Consider the following 19,182-nt stretch of genomic DNA (forward strand, 5'->3'; position numbering starts at 1 on the left):
TACGCATAAATGTGACCGGATGTATAGCATACGGGTAGCGGTTGTCAACAGTTTTTTGACAAAAAAACACGGAAAAATTTGTGAAAATGAAAACATTCGTTACTTTTGCATCCCGTCACAAACAAACGGACCGGAAGTTCGGGACGTAGCGCAGCCCGGTAGCGCACTTGCATGGGGTGCAAGGGGTCGCTAGTTCGAATCTAGTCGTCCCGACGAACTTACAAAAAGCTATCTCTTTCAGGGATGGCTTTTTTGTTTGCAGCATATGCCTCTGCTCCAATCCTTACATGGATCCCGTTAAAAATTACAAACTTGATTCTTCCTGAAATTTGCCGGCCGCGCATGCGGGAAACCCTGGAACGCGGTGCTGAATGCGCCGCGAGATTGACCACTCCCTTAAATAGAACAGGCCGCCAATGCTTTTTCGGCGCCTGGTTCTTTTCCGGGTAGCGGATGATTTCCGCAGTCTGTTGCCGGGCGATTTTTCCTGATTGACCGGCGCCTGCGTGGTTGATACTATGTCAGCCGTCGAATATCCGCTGCATTCAAATTTTCTGTAACTTCCGGTGTTCATTTACGACTCCAAATAAAATCTTTTTCCATGGGCATATTCGACTTTATCAAAAATGAGTTCATCGAAGTCATCGACTGGGTGGATGACACTACGGATACCGTGATCTATAAATTCCCCGACAAGGGAGACAAGATCATGAACGGCGCGCAAATGACCGTGCGGGAATCGCAGGTGGCGGTACTCATGAACGAGGGGGAATTCGGGGATATGTACCTGCCCGGCCGGCACGAGCTCACCACCAGCAACATGCCCATCACCACCACGCTGAAATCGTGGAAATACCTGTTCGACTCTCCCTTCAAAGTTGATATTTACTACGTTAGCACCCGCCAGTTCACCAACCTGAAATGGGGGACGTCCAACCCGGTCATCGTCCGCGACCCTGAATTCAAACAGGTGCGGCTGCGCTCTTTCGGGACCTACACGATGCGGGTAACCGATCCAAAGAAATTCATCAAGGAATTCGCCGGCACCCATCCCTGGGTACGCGTGGATACGGTGAGCGAGCAACTGCGTAACGTGATCGTCAGCAAACTGGCCGAAGGACTGGCGGAAGCCGGTGTATCGGTGCTGGACCTGTCCGCCAATTTCACCGAGATCGGGGAGAAGCTCAAGCCGGTGTTCCAGAAGGAATTCGATGTATGGGGCATCGAGCTGGGGCAGTTCTTCATCGAAAACGTCACCCTGCCGGAAGAGGTGGAGAAGATGCTCGACAAAACGACGCAGCTCAACATGATGGCCGACAAGCTGAACCAGTTCAACCAGATGCAGGGCGGCATTGCGCTGGAAAACCTCTCCAACAACCCCGGAGCCGCCGGCATGGCGGGCATGGGCGCCGGTGTGATCCTCACCAATATGCTCCAGCAGCAACAGCAGCCGGCCGCGCCGCAAAACGCACCGGCAGCCGATCCCAACGAAAAGCAAAAGCTGCTGGACCTCCTCAAACAACTGGGCGAATTGAAAGCCCAGGGCATTTTGACGGAAGAGGAATTCAACCAGAAAAAAGCCGAAATACTCGGTAAATTATAAATCTTTCGCAGCGGCCGGAGCAGGGCGTTATACCCGTTCCGGCTGCTCCAATTCAATACAGTCGCCGTTCTCCGATCTCACGCAAACATTAAATGGATTCCCAGACCGCCAACGCTCCCTTACTACTGTTTCCCTGCCCGGGATGCAACGCCCAATTGTATTTCAACCCAAAGCTGCAAAAGCTCGTATGCGAACATTGCGGCACGCAGGTAGATATCGACAAATCCACCGATCACATCCAGGAGCATAACCTGCGCCAGCAGCTGCAGACCGGTAATGATGCGGCCGTGACCGTGGAGCAACGGGTCTATAAATGCAACCGCTGCGGGTCGGAATCGGTATTCTTGTCGGAAACGCCCACGTTTACCTGCAGCTTCTGCAATTATGAAGCCGTGAACCCCGAAGCGTATAAAACGAGGGTCATTCAGCCCTCGGGCATCGTTCCCTTCAAAGTCGACAAGCAACAATCACTCGGTATCTTCAAAAACTGGATCGGCAAGGGATGGTGGGCCCCGGGAGACCTGCAACAAATTGCCCGGCACGATGCATTACACGGCATCTACCTGCCGTTCTGGACTTACGACGCACAAACCCATAGTAGCTGGACCGGCTATGGCGGCCGGTATTACTACGAAACGGAACATTATACCGACGCGCAGGGAAAACGCCAGACCCGCATGGTACAACGCACGGAATGGATTTACCGGAGCGGCACTTTCGATCATTTTTTTGATGACATCCTCATCGGGGGCGCCACCGAACTTTCGCAAAAGGAGTACGAAAGCGTGTTTCCTTACCGGCTGGAAGAATTGGTGAACTTCGACGCGCAATTCCTGTCAGGCTGGGCGGCCGACGTGTACGACGTGGCCGTTCACGACGGTTACACCAAAGCCGAAGCCATCATGGACGATTTCATCGAAAACGCCTGCGCCGGCCTGTGCCGGATCGACACCTATAAAGATTTACAGGTCAATACCACGTACGCCGATCAAACCTACAAGCACATCCTGCTGCCGATCTGGCTTTGTACCTATGTCTATAAAAAGAAAACGTACCATTTCCTCGTAAACGGGCAAACCGGAAAGGTATACGGGAAGAAACCCGTTTCAGGATGGAAGGTGACGCTGGTCGTGCTTGTAGTACTGGCCATTATTCTGATTCTTATCATGATGGGCCAGCAATAGCGTTACTGGAAAGCCTTGATGAGACTGTCTTTGTACGCCGGCGATACTTCCACTTCAGTGCCGTCGTTCAGGTTTACGTACCCGCCGGCACCTTTGTGGTACGACTGTACGTAGTGGATATTGATGATATGGGATTTGTGGACCCTGATAAAAGGATGGGGCAACATTTCTGAAAAGTGTTTCAGGAAGCGGCAAACCATCTTCTTACTCCCATCCGTCAGGAATACGTCCGTGAAGTTCCCGTTCCCTTTCAGTCTTACGATTTCATGCATCTTTACGACATCGAACCCGTCCAGCGTGGGAAGGATCACCTGCTGCATGCCGGGGTTGTTTTCCCTCGCGTTTTCCATGATGATCCGGTTGCGATCGATCCACTGGCGTTGCTGTAGTTGTTGCTGGACTTTGTTTACGGCCAGGATCAGTTCCTCGATGCTCACGGGTTTCAGCAAATAGTAGGCGGCGCTCTGGTTCAGCGCCCGCAGCGAATATTCGGAGAACGCAGTAACGAAGATCGTTTCAAAGTGGAGGTCCTGGCAACCTTCCAGCACATCGAACGCATTGCCGAAAGGCATTTCCACGTCGAGGAACACGAGTTGCGGTTGCAGGTCGTGCAGCACTTCCACGGCTTCGCGGCTATTTTGCGCGGTGCCGATTACCTTTACCTGCGGACAAAATTTCCCCAGGTAATTCTGCAAAGCCACGATGGCGGCGGTTTCATCTTCAACGATGACCGCTGTGATCTTTCCGGTTAAATTCATGCTTGTCCATTAAGGGAAGTTGCAATACCACACGGGTGCCGGTGGCGCCGTTTGCGGTGATTTCCTCCATTTCCAGCCGGATATGGAGATGGTAAATGTCGTTCAGCAGGTTGATGCGTTCGCGGGTATTGGTGATGCCCCGCGACTGGTACGCTTTCTGGTGCGCGGTTTTCAGTTCCCGGCTCTTTGCCAGCCCGATCCCGTCATCCTCGATTTCCACGACGATATGCCGGCCCTCATTCCGGAAACCCACCCGGAGCAGGCCTTTGGTGTCTTTATACCGGAGCCCGTGCCACACGGCATTTTCGAGATGCGGCTGGATGAGCATATTGGGGATCATGGCGGTATCGGGGTCGAGCGATTCGTCGATTTCGAGGATGTACACGAATTTATCGCTGAAGCGGAGCTGCTCCAGGTCGAGGTACCTTTTCAGCTGCTCGGCTTCCACGGCCAGGGGCACGAAATCCCTGTTCGAATGTTCCATCACGTTCCGCATAAGACCGGAATAGGAGGTAAGGTACCGGTTGGCCTCCACTTCGTTGTTTTCCGCGATGTATTGATTGACGCTGTTCAGACTGTTGAATATGAAATGCGGGTTCATTTCCCGCCGCAACGATTGCAGCGCGATCTTCTTGTTCTTGACCTTGATGGCCCGCAGCGACCGTACGATGAACGCCAGCAGCACGGCCATCGCCGCCACGAACAGGATGAGGAAATAATTGAGCGTGTTCTTGTTGTCGATGAGCGCCAGTTGCAGGGCCTTTTCCCGCTCCAGGTCCCTGATTTTCCCCTCCGTAATGTCGAAAAGACTGGCATCCACCAGCGAACTGTCTGTCCGGATAAGGGAATCGAGCTGCAGCAGGAAATTATCGTACCGCTGGATGGCCTGCGCTTCCTTGCGGTGCTGTTTGAGATAGCTCGTCAGCGCCAGGAGGCAATCTTTCGCCCTGGAAGTATTTCCGCTCTTAAACGCCAGCAGGTAGGCTTCTTCCAGAAGTTCGCCGGTTTTATCGGGCTGCCGGTGCCGGGCGTACAGCCGTGCGAGTTCCTGGAGTTGATCGATTTGAAGCGCGGTGTTGTGTTCTTCCCGGGCTTTGGCGAGAAGGCTTTCGCTGAGCTGAATGGCGCCGGCGATGTTATTGTCTTCCACGTACGCACGGGAAATTTCTTTGCTGATGGCGGAAATATCGCCTGTGTTGTCACTTTTATCGAGCGCCCGTTTATAGCTTTCGATGGCTTCGGACTTGTTGTTCTGGTTGAAAAGGCTGTTGCCGAGCTGGCGGTAGGCATCGGCGGCTTCGGATTTTTTGCCTTCCTTTTCGAAGATCTCGACGTTGGATTGCGCGTAATCCGTTTGCAGTTGGGGGTTGTCTGTGTTCAGCAGGCGGTTGGCGTCGTTGAAATTGGCACGTTCGAGCATGGTGTCTGTCGAAAGCTTGCCGGCCGACCGGTAATTGGAAATGGCAGGTTTTATCTTGTGCTGCAATTCCTGCACTTTGGCGAGGGCACGGCTGGCGGGCGCGGCATTCGCGTGTTTGAGCCGGAGGTAGATGTCCAGCGCCTTTTTGAGATATTCTTCCGCTTTTGCATAGTCATTCTTTTCCGTCAGCTCCGTGGCCAGGGCTTCGTAGTTTTTGGCGGTCTTCAGTTCGTTGTCGTCGGCATACAGCGATTTCTCCAGCTCGCGCGCGGCTTTGGACCTGCCGTCGTATTTTACCTTCTTGCTGGCAGGCGTGCTTTTGGGGTCCTGTTGCAGGGCAAAAACGGAAAAGCCGCTGCATAGCAGCCCGATCGATATCAATATGACGAAACCCTGTCGTACCATGGCGATGAATTCCCCTGCAAAATAGGGTTTTTCCCCGCTGGAGCGGAATATTTCACCCAGTGGACCGGCCATTTCACCAAGTGCGCCGAAAGCGTTGGGCGAGACCGGCTAATTTCAGGTCATCAAACTAACGCCAAGCATATGAAAACTGTATTAATTACCGGCATCACCGGTCTCGCCCTGACCTCAGCCCTCCTTGCCTGGAAATACCATGTTCCGCCCGCGATCCATCAAACGCCGGTTACGGCAACAACACCGCTGCCTGCCCAGGCGCCGGCCTCGCCGAAAGACAATACCGGGACGCGGATCCAGGTGGCCCTGCTGCTGGATACCTCCAATAGTATGGACGGCCTCATCGACCAGGCCAAATCCCGCCTGTGGAACATCATCAATACCCTCACCACGCTGAAATACCAGGGAAAAACGCCCGTCATAGAAATTGCGTTGTACGAATACGGGAACGACGGCCTGTCCGAAACCAACGGCCATATCCGCGAAGTGCTTCCCCTGACTACCGATCTGGACCTGTTGTCGGAAAAACTGTTTTCGCTCAAAACCAACGGTGGACAGGAATACTGCGGCGCCGTGATCAATACCGCCGTGAAATCGCTGGAATGGGGACGCGACGAAGCCGATATGAAGCTGATCTATATCGCCGGCAACGAACCCTTCGACCAGGGGCGTGTTTCCTATGTCGTTGCCGCTGGAGACGCCCTGCGGAAAAGCATCTTCATCAATACCATTTTCTGCGGCGACAGGCAGGAAGGTATTAATACCCGCTGGAAAGATGGTGCGGACAAAGGGAAAGGGAAATACTTCTTCATCGACTCCGACGAGAAAGTGGCTTACATCGAAACGCCCTACGACGCCCAGATCGACGCCTGCAATGAAAAACTGAACGACACCTACATCGCATACGGCACTGCAGGACGTGCAAAGAAAAGTAACCAGGCGCTACAGGACTATAACGCCAAATCCATTTCGGCCGCGAATTCGGCAGAACGTACCGTGAGCAAAGCCAAGGAAGTATACAAAAACGAGAGCTGGGACCTGGTGGAGCGGAGCAAGAAGGATAAAGCCGTGCTGAAAAACATTGATAAGCGCGACCTTCCGCAGGAGCTGCAAGACAAATCGGAGGCTGAAATCCAGCAGGTGATAGTGGCGAAGGGCCAGGCGCGCGACAGTATCCAGAAAACGATCGCGGTGCTGGGTAAAAAGCGGCAGGAGTTCATTGATGAGAAGCGTAAAACGGCCAATGTGAAAGACGATCTGGGCACGGCTATCAATCAGTCTATCCTTCAACTGGCCGCAGCGAAAGGGTATTCCGTCGAAAAGTGATCATTTTTCATCCTTATTGTCAAGGGCGAACCCCCCGTCCCAACAGGAGCCGCAGGTAAAACTGCGGCTTTGCCAGTTTCTTCCGGAGGTCTACTTCGTGGAACATGCACGTCATCAGTTCCTGCAATTCCTTGTTCCGCGCACTGAGCCGCATGAGCATATTGAGCAGCCAGGGGAAGCGGATGAGTTTTTGCAGCCGGGTGCTCATGGTCAGCTCGGGCCCCAGTACCCTGGCGATGTTTGCATCGTACGCCAGCAAGGTGGCGGCGCTGAAATCGTTTACCGTCACACAGGCGGCGGCTTGCTGGGCTGCCATGCGGGCGGAGTACATGGCGTTGCCGATGCCTTCGCCGGTGAAGGGGTCGATAAGGAAGGCGGCGTCGCCCACCAGCATGTACCTTTCGCCGGAAAGGCGCCGTTTCTTGCTGCCGAGGGGGAGTCCGTATCCGTCGATATTGCCCTGGAGCGTGGCGTCTTTGAATCGTTCCCGGAGCGTGGGGTCGTTTTGTATGGCTTCCAGCATCAACTGTTTCAGGTTTACTTTCCTGCGCCGCGCCACTTTGCTGAGCATGCCCACACCTACATTGGCTTCGCCGTTCGGCAGCGGGAAAATCCAGAAATAGCCGGGCAGCACGTTTTTGAGGAAATGCAGTTCGATCAGGTTGTCGGCGTGCAGGCCTTTGATCCCACTGTAATAAGCCCTGATACCAGCCACATAATGGTCCGGCTCCATGCGGATGCCGGCCACGTCTTTCGTGAAACCGGAATGCGCGCCGTTGGCGGCGATCACCAGCTTCGCCTTGATCTGCAGGCTGCCGGAGGCGTCGGATAGGAGGTAACCGTCGGGCCGGAGGTCGTATTTCGTAATGGACTTTCCTTCTATCAGTTGCACCTGCTGACAGCGCCGCAGTTCTTCCACGAGGAAATTATCGAAATGAATGCGTTTGCAAACGAAGCCCCGCGGTTCGCCGGGCAGTTTTTCATAGCCGGGTTTATAGGGTATGTTGATGCTCATCCGGTTGGCGGCGACGAACGTAACGCCCCAGCTGTCTTCCTTGAACACATATTGTTGCAGTCTTTCCGCAATGCCGGGATCGATGCGGGACAGGAGCGTCAGCACTTTGCCGCTGAGGCCGTCGCCACAGACTTTATCCCGTGGGAACACGGCTTTGTCGACCACCACGCAGGGGATGCCCATATATGCCAGCTGAAGCGCGGTGGTGGCGCCTGCGGGGCCGGCGCCGATGATGCAGATGTCGGTTTGGACCATATGGGTGCAATGTAGGGAAATGGAGGAATACGGGGAAGGGGATTTTCCGCCGTTATGTTGCTGTACCAATATGATTGATTGATCTGATGCAGTTATCCTAAAAATTTCCATCAGGGGCTGGATGGGCTTTTGGGCGTTTTGTTATCTACCGGATGGTTCGTTTGTTGAGGCAGGCGCGCTAACGATTCGTCGAGCCACGACTCGTACCAGTCGAAAAAGGTAGGAGGTGCGGTATTACCACTGACGCTCGCCGGCTGGATGCCATTATCACTTCCCCGAAGATCTGCCCAAATGGTGCCATGAGCCGGGCCGTTCACAACGAGATGAATGCCTATGCCACAACCATAGTTGCAGATGGCGATCGCGCCGTTCATCCAGGAAGGATCAAAATACATATCGGAAAATGTTTCGTATTGTTCTTCATATCCCTGTAGGTCTTCCTCTTCGGAAACCGTTGGCTTGAATTCGGCATTCCATCCGGTAGTATGTGGAAAAGGAGCTGAGGGATTCAGCAATTCATCAGGTTTCCGGTAATCAAGATCGGTATAAAGCACGTTTTTTAGCATTTCAAGGCCATAATAAGGTCCGGCTCCGCCATTCCCCATTTCGGTGAGGAACAGGGTGTATTCTGCCGGGAGACGGATGCCATGCCGGGTTTCGAAGCTTTCGATTTCCTGAATGGAAACGGGTTGATGGAACAGGTACCGATGACTGGTTGAACCAAAAACGGTCTGACCGGCGTCCCGCGTTGAAAGTTGAGAGAATTTGCTGCGGATTCTTTCAAACTGTTCAGTTATTTCCAGTTTAACTTTCCGGAGATGGGACTGATAATTGTCAAGCAGGCTGCGGATTTGCACAGCGGCAACTGGATTGGCGGAGTGGACGTGATATTTTAATTCCAAAAGGTCGAAGCCGGATTCGAACACCAGCCATTTGGCGGCGGCGTAGCCGTCGGGCGCCAATTTCCCGGATGCGTCCAACCCGAGATCGTTATCGAAACTGATGAAAGCCGGCAACCCGCGCTCGAGGATCGTGGATTTGAACGCGTCGAACGAACGTACGATGATAAAATCACTGACCGGACGGTCTCTATAAACCATGTCTGCCGTCCGGAGATCGTCGAGGAAAAGTTGATATGCCATGATGGAAAGCGTTCCAGCAAATATACGTTCCTCCGTGCAATGAATTTTTCACCAACAATGATGCATAATTGAAAACATTTATTACTTTCGCGTCCCCGTAACACACGAAATTACCGGAATTCGGGACGTAGCGCAGCCCGGTAGCGCGCTTGCATGGGGTGCAAGAGGCCGCTAGTTCGAATCTAGTCGTCCCGACCAAAAAAAAGAGGTCACCAGGTAAATCCGGTGGCCTTTTTGATTTCCGCCCGGTGCCGCATCAAATCGCCAGCGGAAGTGCTACAACCCCGCATGGCGGTCCGGCCTTTGCAGACGGGGTGGTTGCTGCAGGAGAAAAGGATAAATAGTTGTAGGCGGCCAGTTCGCAGCTTAGGGGATCGCTTACGACTACATGTGCACGGAAGGCCATGTTCACGGCCGGAACTTCTCGGAAAACGAGCTGGTCGGCAATTTCTTCATTTTTCCAATACTTAAAAGTGAGTATTTTCAGTAGCTACATCTACGCAAACATGTGAACGTCATGGGTTTCAGGCAAAAATAATATTGTGGTTTGAAGGATTTTTTCTACCTTGGTTTTGTATTGGATTGTGCTGTTCCCTGTAGTATATTATTTGTCAACCAAAATTCGCTGATACCCTAAACTCCTGGATACATTCCCAATTATTCCGTTACATCAACATAGCATTCTTTATCTATGAAGTTATTCCGAAGGATTTTCCTCCTGGGAGCCAGCATCGGCTGCACAGGCATTGCCTGCAACAAGAATTCGCTCGAGCTACCACCAGTCAGCTCACCGCCGGCGGAACTGCGCCTGCAGGCGAAGATTGATGGAATCGCCGCCGTTGAGTTCATTTTTCAGAAAACGACGGTGCCCGGTTCCGATACGGTCCGGATGTTTATCCGCAACCTGGATAAACTGCCGCTTTCCGGCGTTCGGTATGTGGCTGAGCTGTGCAACGCCGCTACGCAGAATTTCGATAATTGCCCCCTTCAGGTGACCGACGTTATTCCCGCATTGGCTGCCGGCGGCGAGCAGGTGCGCCTGGCCGAATGGGTTAACACGGGAATGGTGCTTGATAGCCAGCGCATCAACGTGGGCATCGTATCCGCCGGCGGCAGGGTACCGCATCCGCTCTGCGGAATTTACGGGAATGTTTCCGCCGGTTTCCAGGGAGCGGATACCATAACGAAGTATTACGGACAGATCCGCGGGTATGTGCTGGCCGACGGTACGGCCACGTTTCGCCTGAAATCCGCTTTCGGCAAGAATGTCAACGCGAAAGGCCTTTTCACCGGGCTCCAGGCGTTCGACGGCGAACTGCTGGCCAACGGGCTGCAGCCGATCCCCTTCAGCCTCGATTCCGTGACGGTCGGAGGAACTCGCAAACCGATCGATACAACCGGCGGTACATGCATTTTTCGCATGAAACTCCAAACCGTGTACGATAGCCAGGTCAACTTCATCTTTTCCCAAACCAGCAAGCAGTAACAGCATGAGCCATATATTATTTCGTAGCTTCTTCCTGACGGCGCTCATCGCTTTCGGACCGCAGATCGCCAATGCACAGGAAAATCCCGTCGCGAAAACAATTGAAGAAGGAGGGGAGAAGAGCGTCACAACCTCACCCTCCCGGCAAGAAATAACCATCGAAGCCAAATCGTTCGAGTTGTTTTTCGATGACGAAAAGAAATCGTTCATTGCGCACCTGAAAGCGACCTACAACCGCACCACAAAGCAAATGACCGTTGCCTTTATGCGGACCGGCGACAGTGGGGCAGACACTACTTTTGTCATCGCCGACAACCTCAATCTGAATACTTTTCGGTATTATATGACCGAGAAGCTCGTGAAATACGAAGCCGCCCGGAACGCGGATTTTTTCCATGAATATGGCTTGCAACAGGTATACCTCTGGCTCTATTCGCTGGTGACCGACGATGAAAACGAGGAAATCGGATCGTTGCGGTTCCGGCAGGCGGTTAGGGTAGCGGATTGGAATGATGAGAACACGCCGGCCAAAGAAGAAGAACTGGGCCGCCTTTTAAGGGAATTGCAAACCGAGATCGGCAAGCGAAACACCAGCATTGCCAAACATGAACAAGTCATTTCGTCAATTCTTAGCGAATATAAAGCCAGGACTAATGATGATAGCGGGAACGCACTCACTTTAGAAAGTACCGAAACCAAGAAAAAAACAGAGGCCCAACTTGAAAGCCTGCTGGAAAAAGTCCGCTCACGGGCCATCGATATGGCACAGGTGCAGCAAGACCTGAGTAAACTGGCGGAAAACAAACCATTCAGCAACAGGACCCGCGATCTGACCGCGCCAAACAAAGCATTTACAGGCGCAACTGAACAAATCAGCATCAAACAGAAAGCCCTGGAAAGCAAAAAGATATTTGCCATCAAAGATATTTCCATCACCTTCGAACGCGGCCATATCGAAAGGATTCAGGTTCGGGTGGAAAGGGATTTCGGGGAAATCCACATTTTCGAGAACATTTACGCCATCGGCTTTTCGTCGGTGAAAAACTATAAAAATTTCGAAAATATCCGCCTGTTCAACCGGAAAGGAAACCGCCAGCGGGAATGCATCTGGCTGAGCGATGTCATCGCCAGTTACGACAACCTGGTGCAATTGTTCACACGGGATTACAGCCCGGCAGATATTGCCATCAATCACATCGACCCGGTTACCACACCGATCCTGAAACTGGAGAAGGAGAAAAATATCCGGCTGTTCGACTCGCGCATCTATACCGATCTCGCCGGTTTCTCCGAAGAAGCCCCGAATGGACTGGTACAGGTGGAAGTGGGCCGCCGATTCAATATCAACACCCATCGCATACAGGGAAATGGTCGGTACGATTTCGGGTGGTTCACCTATGCCTACCTCGCCGGTACGATCAGCAAGATCGAGAATAAAGACAGGATTCTCCCGTTGCGCAACGCCGGCGTCATCCAGAACAATGTCATCGTTTCGCCTTCATATGCCACGAACCTCGATCTGCGGAGATACGAAAACACTTCGATCCAGTTCGATCTGAATGTGTTCATGTTCGACTGGCCCGACAATAAATTCAGTTTGTATGCAGACCTGGGCGCGCGCTACGGCCATGTACGCGTGCAGGATAGTTCCCGGCAGGTCAGCAATGGAGTCATCGGGGAGGTGGATCCGGGTAAGCCCTTTGGCGCCAATACCATCACATTCTTCCCGAAAGTCGCGGTCGAATTGTTTTCCGAGCGGAGAGTGGGATTCATGGCCTATTACCAGCTGAACAACACGACTTTGATGAGCAACAATAAATTCGCGCAGATAATGAGCGATACGAAGTCGGATGTAAAATCTTTGTCGCTGGACAAACACGCCCGCTGGTCGCACATGGTGGAAATGCTGGTCAGGGTGGAAACGAACCGCAGTGGAAACGGGATGATATTTGCCCGGGGGCGCTTTTTCTGGCAACAGGGAGATGCAAATAACTTCTTCCCGCAAATTCAGCTGGGATATGCGTACAACATTTTGTTCAGGAAGTAATACCGTGGAGGGGACGTGCCGCAAAATCCGATCGGCGGCGGTCAATTCAGCAATATGAAAGCCATCACGGGGGCGGATATTTGTGCTATAGGAGGGGTTCCGCAGCACGGTGGCCGTCAATTGGTCCGACGGCAATCTGACCGAAGGGAAAGGGCGTATACCTGCGGCTGTTTCCCTTCGGTATCACGGCTGGATTTCGATGCGCAAAAACAAAGTGTGATATGAAAATTGCGGCGTCACGACTTCCGCTTCTTCGCCTAAAATACATGTTAATGAAAAGTAAAATGTGTTTGGCGGGATGGAACGTTGGATGAAAAATCGCTATATTAAATGTATGCAACATTCAGGCGTTATCATCATCGGCGCGGGGCTTTCGGGGCTGGTAGCCGCAGCGGAGCTGGCAGAAGCCGGGATCAAGGTTTTGCTGCTAGACCAGGAAAGCGAACGGCATCTGGGCGGACAGGCATTTTGGTCGCTCGGCGGATTGTTTATGGTAGACACGCCGATGCAGCGCCGGATGGGCATCCGCGACAGCCTCGGGCTGGCGATGCAGGACTGGATGGGCACCGCGGCGTTCGACCGGCCGGAAGACCATTGGCCGCGTAAATGGGCGGAGGCGTACGTGCATTTCGCCGCTACGGAAAAATACGGATGGCTGAAGGCGCGTGGTTTGAAATTTTTTCCGGTGGTAGGATGGGCGGAGCGGGGAGGATACGGCGCTGTGGGGCACGGTAATTCCGTTCCGCGTTTCCACGTGACCTGGGGCACCGGTCCCGGCGTGGTGGAACCTTTCGCCAATCGTGTGCTGGAAGCGGAAAGGAAAGGATTGGTGGAAATCAGGTTCCGGCACCGGGTGGAAGAGCTGATCGTCGAAAATGGTGTTGCCAAAGGAGTGAGGGGCGTGGAATTGGGGCCGTCTGTAGTGGCGCGGGGCGAGAAAAGTCCGGACGATGTGCTGGGGGATTTTCATTTTTCTGCGGACCATATCATCATCACATCCGGCGGCATCGGCGCCAATCACGACCTGGTGCGAAAAAACTGGCCCGCCCGCCTCGGGCCTGCGCCGAAGCATATGGTATCCGGCGTGCCGGAGCATGTAGACGGGCGGATGCTGGGCGTGGCCGAAAAAGCGGGTGCGAACCTCATCAATCCCGACCGGATGTGGCATTACACGGAAGGCATCGCGAACTGGTCGCCCATCTGGAAAAACCATGGCATCCGCATTTTGCCCGGTCCTTCGTCCATCTGGCTCGACGCCGCCGGCAACCGGCTCCCCGTACCGCTGTTCCCCGGTTTCGATACGCTGGGAACGCTGCAACATCTCGGGCATACGGGGCACGACTATTCCTGGTTCATCCTCAACCAGAAGATCATCAAAAAGGAATTCGCATTATCCGGCTCCGAACAAAACCCCGATCTCACGGGGAAAGACTGGAAGCTGGTCGTGAAGCGCGCCTTCGGGAAAAAGGCCACCGCGCCCGTGGAAGCGTTCAAGGAACATGGCGCCGATTTCGTAGTGGCGGATACGTTACACGAACTGGTGGCCGGCATGAATCGCCTGGCGCCCGACCTGCCGCTGGATTTCGCTGCCGTCGAAAAAATCCTCACCGCCCGCGATAACGAATTGCAAAACGGGTTCTGTAAAGACGGGCAGATCATGGCCATCCGCAACGCCCGCCGTTATCTCGGCGACCGCCTCATCCGCACGGCCCCTTTGCATAAGATCCTCGATCCCGCTGCCGGGCCCCTCATCGCCGTGAAACTGCATATCCTCACGCGCAAAACCCTCGGTGGCCTGGAAACCGATCTCGGCGCCAATGTGCTTCGCGCGGGCGGTGAGCGCATCGGCGGCCTCTATGCGGCCGGAGAGGCCGCAGGCTTCGGTGGCGGCGGCATGCACGGGTACCGCGCGCTGGAAGGGACTTTCCTCGGTGGATGCATCTTTTCCGGAAGAACGGCCGCCCGCACCATTATTGCCGCAAAATAAAGGTGAAGCGTCGGGATGATAGGTATGACGATCGGTCCGGGAATTTCGCGGGTTTGTCGATGGATGGGGATTTCCGTTTTCCGCATGGATTAACTTCCCCTGCAAAAAACTCAGCGATGGAAAAAGTAACGGCCACGTGGTGGTATCCCGAAGATAAGCTCATTCATACCCGTATCTGCGGACAGGTAGACGCAGCCGATGTTTCAACCTGGGCCATTTCCTTACGGCAGCAATTAGAAAACGTGGAAGACGGCGGTTCGTTCAAAATTTTCGTGGACCTGCATGGGTTCAAAGCCGTGGATGTCGATACGCACAAAAAGTTCCGCGACGTTGTGCCGCTCACGCTGGCCGCCTATGGCTGGCGCGTGGGCTACCTGGATTTGTTCGAAGAGGCGGACGGTCTGCCGTTGTACAACACGCGCGGCATCCGCTGCTTCGCCGCTGCGCATGCGCACCAGGACGGAACGAAGATCGCGCTGTACGAAGGGCGGTACAGCCGGCCGCAGGAACATTTCTTCACCGATCCGGATGCGGCGGCAAAATGGATCCGTTCCATTCACGAATAACACGTGCTAAATGTATTGCATAGCATTGCCGGGCCGGACGTGAGCCCGGCAATGCCGTTTTCGGTGGATATGGATTATTCGGCCGTTGCCGGATCGATGATCGCACTGACCTCGTGGACCGCGGTGGCGGGGAAGCCGCCTTTTTGCGCATGCTCGCGGATCAGGGCTTCGTTGGGCGAAATGTAAATGCAGAAGATTTTGTTGCCCGTAACATAACTATGGACCCACTGGATGGAGGGGCCCAATTCGGCCAATACACTGCAGGAAGTCTGTGAAACTGCCTTCAATTGCTCCGGGTTCAGTTTGCCGGCACCCGGTAAATCTCTTTCAATGACATATTTAGGCATATACAATGGGGTTGGTCCGCAGGCGAATCTAATGGAACCATGCTGAAGTATGCGCGTTTCCCGCGGAAGATGAGGCGGTCGGGAGTACCCGAATGTACGAAGATCCTGCTATATCATCCGTATTATGAAGCCCTGTTAGCAAAACGTTAAAGAACAGCCGTTTGCCGTAAATGTCGTAAATTTGATATCGATTTTTTGGGGAAATATTATCAGAAGCGATTATATGAATAAAGGAAACGACGGACTGGACATCATCTCGGGGCTCATGCGGCAGGGCCCGCTGCTGGTTTTTGCCTTGCAGTCGGAGGCCGCGGGAGAATTCGACCAATACGAACCCCTGATCGTAGGGATCGGGAAAGTAAACGCCGCCTACCATCTCACCAGGTATTTACAGCAAAATCGTCCTGCCCTCATCCTGAACCTCGGTTCCGCCGGTAGTCATACTTTCGCGCGGGGCGAAGTGGTGTGTTGCACGCAGTTCATCCAGCGGGATATGGACGTCAGGGGACTGGGTTTCCGGCTGTACGAAACGCCGCTCTCCGGCGAGGAGCCTGTATTACGGTACGGGCTTTCGGTGCCGGGGTTGCCGCAGGGTATTTGCGGAACGGGCGACAGTTTCGAGATGGACCACAAAACGGACGATTACAACGTCATCGATATGGAGGCTTATCCGCTGGCGCTCATCGCGCGGAAGGAAGGGATCCCTTTCCTGTGCCTCAAATATATTTCTGACGGGGCAGGCGGCAATGCCGCTGAAGACTGGCAGGTGCTCGTGCATCATGCCGCCGTCGCATTTAAAAAAATCATCGGGAACTGGCTGGCAAACGCCAGCGAGCCCGCTTAAAAACGTGTAGATATGGATTTTGCGAATTACCTGCTGATTTCGGAGCACCTCATCAACAATCCCGAACCGCCTGCGCCGTACGATAATCCGGATTACCTGAATTACGCACGGCTCAATTGGCAAAGGCAGCAACGCTGGCTCAAAACAGGCGTGGTTTCCGACGATATGCGCGATGCCATGGCCCGCATCACCCAGCCGCAGCATTGGATCATCATTACCGAGCCCTGGTGCGGGGATGCGGCGCATAACATCCCGTTCTTCGAAAAGATCGCGGCGCTAAACCCGCTGGTGACCACCGGGTACCAGCTTCGCGATGCCGAGCCGTTTCTCATCAATCAATACCTGACCAACGGCACCAAGTCCATACCCAAGCTCATTGCGCGGGATGCGGAAGGGAAAGACCTGTTCACCTGGGGGCCCCGGCCCGCGGGATGCCAGGCTGTGTACGACCGGCTGAAAGACGAAAAGGCCGACTTCGAGCGGATGAAAACCGATATCCAGAAATGGTATAACGAAGACAAAGGGAAATCCCTCCAGCAGGAGCTGCTTTCCGTGCTCGAATATGCATAGCGCCGCCCGGCATATGACCCGTTCGGCAAGACTGCGCATCTTCGTACTGTTGTTGCTCAGCCTCGTGTCTGCCATGCCCGACGTTTTCCCCGACGGGGGAGGGCACCTCATGGCCAGGGCGCCCGAATCCATCCACCACGAAAACGAAATACCGGAAGCCTGCAAAGTAAGCCTGCGGCTGGAGGCAGACGCCTTTCACAAGCAACTGCGCAAACAGCAGCCTTCCGGTAATATCGCCGCTTCGCCCACGCTCGCCGCGGCCGAAATCCGCCACCAGCGTTACGAATGGGCGCGGCCGGCTTATTATCGCCATCTCCACAGGTACAACCTGTTTTGACCCATCCCCGCATTTTTTTCATATACTTTCACCCGAATTTTTTTCCGCCCGTGCAAGGGCCGGGATGATTTATTTCTGTAAATTATAAACCGTTATACGATGAAATGCCCGAATTGCAACGAAACGTTGCTCATGACGCAGCGCAACAACGTGGAGATCGACTATTGCCCCAAATGCCGGGGCGTTTGGCTCGACAAAGGTGAGCTGGACAAACTGCTGGAGTTCGCCGAACGCCGATCGATGGATGAAAACCGCCACACCGGCGAGCATCGCCGCGATGAACACCACCGGTACGACGAGCGCCGCGACAAGGATCATTACGACGACCGCCATAAATATCCCAGGAAGAAAAAAGGATTCCTGGGCGACTTTTTCGATTTCGACTGAACTACTAAAAACCGATAAATGGAATTCATTACACCCGACTTTGCCGAACTCGGCGTCTGGATCAGTTTGCTCACACTGTGTTTCCTGGAGATCGTGCTGGGGATCGACAACATTATTTTCATCTCCATCGTGGCGGGGAAACTGCCGGAGCACCAGCAAAGGAAGGCACGCAATATCGGTCTTACCCTCGCCATGGTGTTCAGGGTGGCGCTGCTGCTTTGTATCAACTGGATCGTGGGGCTGGTAGACCCCGTCGTTGCATTCAATTGGATCAACGGCACGGAGATCGCGCTGAGTTGGAAAGACATCATCCTGCTGGCCGGCGGCCTGTTCCTCATCGTGAAAAGCACGCTGGAGATCCACCACAAACTGCAAGCGGAATCGCACGACGGCAATAAGAAGACACGCACGCCGCATAGCCTGGGCGCCGTACTGTTCCAGATCGTGCTGGTAGACGCGGTTTTCTCGTTCGATTCCATCCTCACGGCCGTGGGGCTTGTGGAAAACGTCATCATCATGATCATCGCCGTGATCGTTTCGATCCTGATCATGATGTTGTTCGCCGGGCCGGTTACGCGCATCATCAATAAACAACCTACGCTGCAGATGCTGGCGTTGACCTTCCTCATCGTGATCGGTGTGGTATTGATCGCCAGCGGTTTCCACCAGGAGATCAGCAAGAGCATCATCTACTCCTGCCTCGGGTTCTCACTCATCGTGGAGTTGCTGAACATCCGGCTGAGAGGAAGGAACGCGAAAAACATCGAACTGAATACCTCCGAAGTGGAGTAAGTTGGGTACGATATCGCTGAATGGGCCGTCTTGGAAAGACGGCCCATTCTTTTAAAAGAAAAATCAAAAACATAGACAGATTTGTCTATTTCAAAAAATCCATTTACATTTACCGTAAATTCAGGACATGCAAAAAGCGGGACCGAGGGAACGGATCATGGAAACGGCCACCCGGCTGTTTTACCGCCAGGGGTTCAACAGTACGGGGATCAACCAGATACTGGAGGAGGCCAAGGTGGCGAAGGCGAGCCTGTACCAGCATTTTTCCTCCAAGGAGGATTTGGGCCTGCATTACCTGAAGGCCAGCCGGGAATCCTGGTTTGCGGGGTTGGATCAGTGGACGGGCATGAAGAAGGCGCCCGCGCAGAAAGTGGCGGCCTGTTTCGATTTCCTGGAATATGTCATGCAGCAGGAGGATTTCCTGGGCTGCAAGTTCATCAATATGCTGTCGGAAATCGGGGAAAGCTGCGCCGCAATGTATGCGGAAATATTAGCCCATAAAACGAAGCTCCGCGCGTATTTCGCGCAACTCGTCAATGATGCGCTGCCGGCCAGGGAGGGGGAAGGAGCCGGCCTGACGGCAGATGCCATCTACCTGCTCTTCGAAGGCGCCATCGTGGAAACGAAGATCTGCCGGAACACCTGGCCCATCCGGAAAGCAAGGCAAATGTCTTTACAGCTGCTCGAACGGTAGCTGTT

18 protein-coding genes and 2 tRNA genes are annotated in these 19,182 nt (G+C 53.8%); 15 read left to right on the forward strand and 5 right to left on the reverse strand.

Annotated elements, in window-relative coordinates; all coding sequences use genetic code 11:
- Positions 1-139: 139 nt before the first annotated feature.
- The 3 genes from EJ361_RS00135 to EJ361_RS00145 all read left to right on the forward strand — a co-directional run bounded on the left by EJ361_RS00135 (position 140) and on the right by EJ361_RS00145 (position 2,787).
- Positions 140-213: transfer RNA gene (locus EJ361_RS00135), tRNA-Pro, on the forward strand.
- 388 nt (positions 214-601) lie between these two features.
- Positions 602-1,603, forward strand: a complete 1,002-nt coding sequence (locus tag EJ361_RS00140) for an SPFH domain-containing protein (protein ID WP_126243319.1) — start codon at positions 602-604, stop codon at positions 1,601-1,603.
- Positions 1,604-1,695: 92 nt separating this feature from the next.
- Positions 1,696-2,787: a hypothetical protein gene (locus tag EJ361_RS00145; protein ID WP_126243320.1), complete on the forward strand. Its 1,092-nt coding sequence runs from the start codon at positions 1,696-1,698 to the stop codon at positions 2,785-2,787.
- A gap of 2 nt (positions 2,788-2,789) precedes the next feature.
- Here EJ361_RS00145 and EJ361_RS00150 read toward each other — a convergent pair whose 3' ends face one another.
- Positions 2,790-3,545, reverse strand: coding sequence for a LytR/AlgR family response regulator transcription factor (locus EJ361_RS00150; protein WP_126243321.1), 756 nt, complete (start codon positions 3,543-3,545; stop codon positions 2,790-2,792).
- A complete protein-coding gene (locus tag EJ361_RS00155) occupies positions 3,508-5,442 on the reverse strand; it encodes a tetratricopeptide repeat-containing sensor histidine kinase (protein ID WP_126243322.1) in 1,935 nt (644 codons plus the stop codon). The genes EJ361_RS00150 and EJ361_RS00155 overlap by 38 nt, the downstream gene beginning before the upstream one ends.
- Positions 5,443-5,511: 69 nt before the next feature.
- Between EJ361_RS00155 and EJ361_RS00160 the strand changes: the two genes are divergently transcribed.
- Entirely contained in the window at positions 5,512-6,708 is a 1,197-nt protein-coding gene (locus EJ361_RS00160) for a vWA domain-containing protein (protein ID WP_126243323.1), read from the forward strand.
- A gap of 19 nt (positions 6,709-6,727) precedes the next feature.
- Here the strand turns inward: EJ361_RS00160 and EJ361_RS00165 are convergent, their stop codons facing one another.
- Together EJ361_RS00165 and EJ361_RS00170 are read right to left on the reverse strand one after the other, a co-directional pair.
- Entirely contained in the window at positions 6,728-7,978 is a 1,251-nt protein-coding gene (locus EJ361_RS00165; protein WP_126243324.1) for an NAD(P)/FAD-dependent oxidoreductase, read from the reverse strand.
- A 110-nt stretch (positions 7,979-8,088) separates the two neighbouring features.
- A complete protein-coding gene (locus EJ361_RS00170) occupies positions 8,089-9,120 on the reverse strand; it encodes an SMI1/KNR4 family protein (protein ID WP_126243325.1) in 1,032 nt (343 codons plus the stop codon).
- Between the two features lie 121 nt (positions 9,121-9,241).
- On the opposite strand from EJ361_RS00170, the gene EJ361_RS00175 reads away from it, so the two are divergent.
- From EJ361_RS00175 to EJ361_RS00195, 5 genes are all read left to right on the forward strand, one after another.
- Positions 9,242-9,318: transfer RNA gene (locus EJ361_RS00175), tRNA-Pro, on the forward strand.
- A 493-nt stretch (positions 9,319-9,811) separates the two neighbouring features.
- Entirely contained in the window at positions 9,812-10,606 is a 795-nt protein-coding gene (locus EJ361_RS00180) for a hypothetical protein (RefSeq protein ID WP_126243326.1), read from the forward strand.
- Positions 10,607-10,610: 4 nt separating this feature from the next.
- A complete protein-coding gene (locus EJ361_RS00185) occupies positions 10,611-12,653 on the forward strand; it encodes a hypothetical protein (RefSeq protein ID WP_126243327.1) in 2,043 nt (680 codons plus the stop codon).
- Positions 12,654-12,987: 334 nt separating this feature from the next.
- Complete coding sequence (locus EJ361_RS00190; protein WP_126243328.1) at positions 12,988-14,640, forward strand: FAD-binding dehydrogenase; 1,653 nt, start codon at positions 12,988-12,990, stop codon at positions 14,638-14,640.
- Between the two features lie 116 nt (positions 14,641-14,756).
- A complete protein-coding gene (locus EJ361_RS00195; RefSeq protein ID WP_126243329.1) occupies positions 14,757-15,206 on the forward strand; it encodes a hypothetical protein in 450 nt (149 codons plus the stop codon).
- Positions 15,207-15,280: 74 nt separating this feature from the next.
- Here EJ361_RS00195 and EJ361_RS00200 read toward each other — a convergent pair whose 3' ends face one another.
- Positions 15,281-15,553, reverse strand: coding sequence for a DUF4242 domain-containing protein (locus tag EJ361_RS00200; RefSeq protein WP_126243330.1), 273 nt, complete (start codon positions 15,551-15,553; stop codon positions 15,281-15,283).
- A gap of 223 nt (positions 15,554-15,776) precedes the next feature.
- On the opposite strand from EJ361_RS00200, the gene EJ361_RS00205 reads away from it, so the two are divergent.
- The 6 genes from EJ361_RS00205 (at position 15,777) to EJ361_RS00230 (ending at position 19,177) form a co-directional block, all read left to right on the forward strand.
- Positions 15,777-16,397, forward strand: coding sequence for a 5'-methylthioadenosine/S-adenosylhomocysteine nucleosidase family protein (locus EJ361_RS00205; protein ID WP_205686897.1), 621 nt, complete (start codon positions 15,777-15,779; stop codon positions 16,395-16,397).
- Between the two features lie 12 nt (positions 16,398-16,409).
- Positions 16,410-16,967, forward strand: coding sequence for a thioredoxin family protein (locus tag EJ361_RS00210; RefSeq protein ID WP_126243331.1), 558 nt, complete (start codon positions 16,410-16,412; stop codon positions 16,965-16,967).
- A 13-nt stretch (positions 16,968-16,980) separates the two neighbouring features.
- Positions 16,981-17,304, forward strand: coding sequence for a hypothetical protein (locus EJ361_RS00215; RefSeq protein ID WP_126243332.1), 324 nt, complete (start codon positions 16,981-16,983; stop codon positions 17,302-17,304).
- A 99-nt stretch (positions 17,305-17,403) separates the two neighbouring features.
- Positions 17,404-17,691: a TFIIB-type zinc ribbon-containing protein gene (locus tag EJ361_RS00220; protein WP_126243333.1), complete on the forward strand. Its 288-nt coding sequence runs from the start codon at positions 17,404-17,406 to the stop codon at positions 17,689-17,691.
- Positions 17,692-17,709: 18 nt separating this feature from the next.
- Positions 17,710-18,483, forward strand: coding sequence for a TerC family protein (locus EJ361_RS00225; RefSeq protein ID WP_126243334.1), 774 nt, complete (start codon positions 17,710-17,712; stop codon positions 18,481-18,483).
- A 127-nt stretch (positions 18,484-18,610) separates the two neighbouring features.
- Entirely contained in the window at positions 18,611-19,177 is a 567-nt protein-coding gene (locus EJ361_RS00230; protein ID WP_126243335.1) for a TetR/AcrR family transcriptional regulator, read from the forward strand.
- Positions 19,178-19,182 lie beyond the last annotated feature (5 nt).

It is taken from the genome of Chitinophaga rhizosphaerae, assembly GCF_003958645.1.
Lineage (GTDB): Bacteria > Bacteroidota > Bacteroidia > Chitinophagales > Chitinophagaceae > Chitinophaga > Chitinophaga rhizosphaerae.

Excerpts from the sequence above, each read along its gene's own strand:
- EJ361_RS00150 (WP_126243321.1), bottom strand. The coding sequence starts at position 3,545 with ATGAATTTAACCGGAAAGATCACAGCGGTCATCGTTGAAGATGAAACC.
- EJ361_RS00230 (WP_126243335.1), top strand. The coding sequence starts at position 18,611 with ATGCAAAAAGCGGGACCGAGGGAACGGATCATGGAAACGGCCACCCGG.
- EJ361_RS00195 (WP_126243329.1), top strand. The coding sequence starts at position 14,757 with ATGGAAAAAGTAACGGCCACGTGGTGGTATCCCGAAGATAAGCTCATT.
- EJ361_RS00205 (WP_205686897.1), top strand. The coding sequence starts at position 15,777 with ATGAATAAAGGAAACGACGGACTGGACATCATCTCGGGGCTCATGCGG.
- EJ361_RS00220 (WP_126243333.1), top strand. The coding sequence starts at position 17,404 with ATGAAATGCCCGAATTGCAACGAAACGTTGCTCATGACGCAGCGCAAC.
- EJ361_RS00215 (WP_126243332.1), top strand. The coding sequence starts at position 16,981 with ATGACCCGTTCGGCAAGACTGCGCATCTTCGTACTGTTGTTGCTCAGC.
- EJ361_RS00180 (WP_126243326.1), top strand. The coding sequence starts at position 9,812 with ATGAAGTTATTCCGAAGGATTTTCCTCCTGGGAGCCAGCATCGGCTGC.
- EJ361_RS00185 (WP_126243327.1), top strand. The coding sequence starts at position 10,611 with ATGAGCCATATATTATTTCGTAGCTTCTTCCTGACGGCGCTCATCGCT.
- EJ361_RS00140 (WP_126243319.1), top strand. The coding sequence starts at position 602 with ATGGGCATATTCGACTTTATCAAAAATGAGTTCATCGAAGTCATCGAC.
- EJ361_RS00170 (WP_126243325.1), bottom strand. The coding sequence starts at position 9,120 with ATGGCATATCAACTTTTCCTCGACGATCTCCGGACGGCAGACATGGTT.
- EJ361_RS00160 (WP_126243323.1), top strand. The coding sequence starts at position 5,512 with ATGAAAACTGTATTAATTACCGGCATCACCGGTCTCGCCCTGACCTCA.
- EJ361_RS00155 (WP_126243322.1), bottom strand. The coding sequence starts at position 5,442 with ATGGCCGGTCCACTGGGTGAAATATTCCGCTCCAGCGGGGAAAAACCC.
- EJ361_RS00190 (WP_126243328.1), top strand. The coding sequence starts at position 12,988 with ATGCAACATTCAGGCGTTATCATCATCGGCGCGGGGCTTTCGGGGCTG.
- EJ361_RS00225 (WP_126243334.1), top strand. The coding sequence starts at position 17,710 with ATGGAATTCATTACACCCGACTTTGCCGAACTCGGCGTCTGGATCAGT.
- EJ361_RS00210 (WP_126243331.1), top strand. The coding sequence starts at position 16,410 with ATGGATTTTGCGAATTACCTGCTGATTTCGGAGCACCTCATCAACAAT.
- EJ361_RS00145 (WP_126243320.1), top strand. The coding sequence starts at position 1,696 with ATGGATTCCCAGACCGCCAACGCTCCCTTACTACTGTTTCCCTGCCCG.
- EJ361_RS00200 (WP_126243330.1), bottom strand. The coding sequence starts at position 15,553 with ATGCCTAAATATGTCATTGAAAGAGATTTACCGGGTGCCGGCAAACTG.
- EJ361_RS00165 (WP_126243324.1), bottom strand. The coding sequence starts at position 7,978 with ATGGTCCAAACCGACATCTGCATCATCGGCGCCGGCCCCGCAGGCGCC.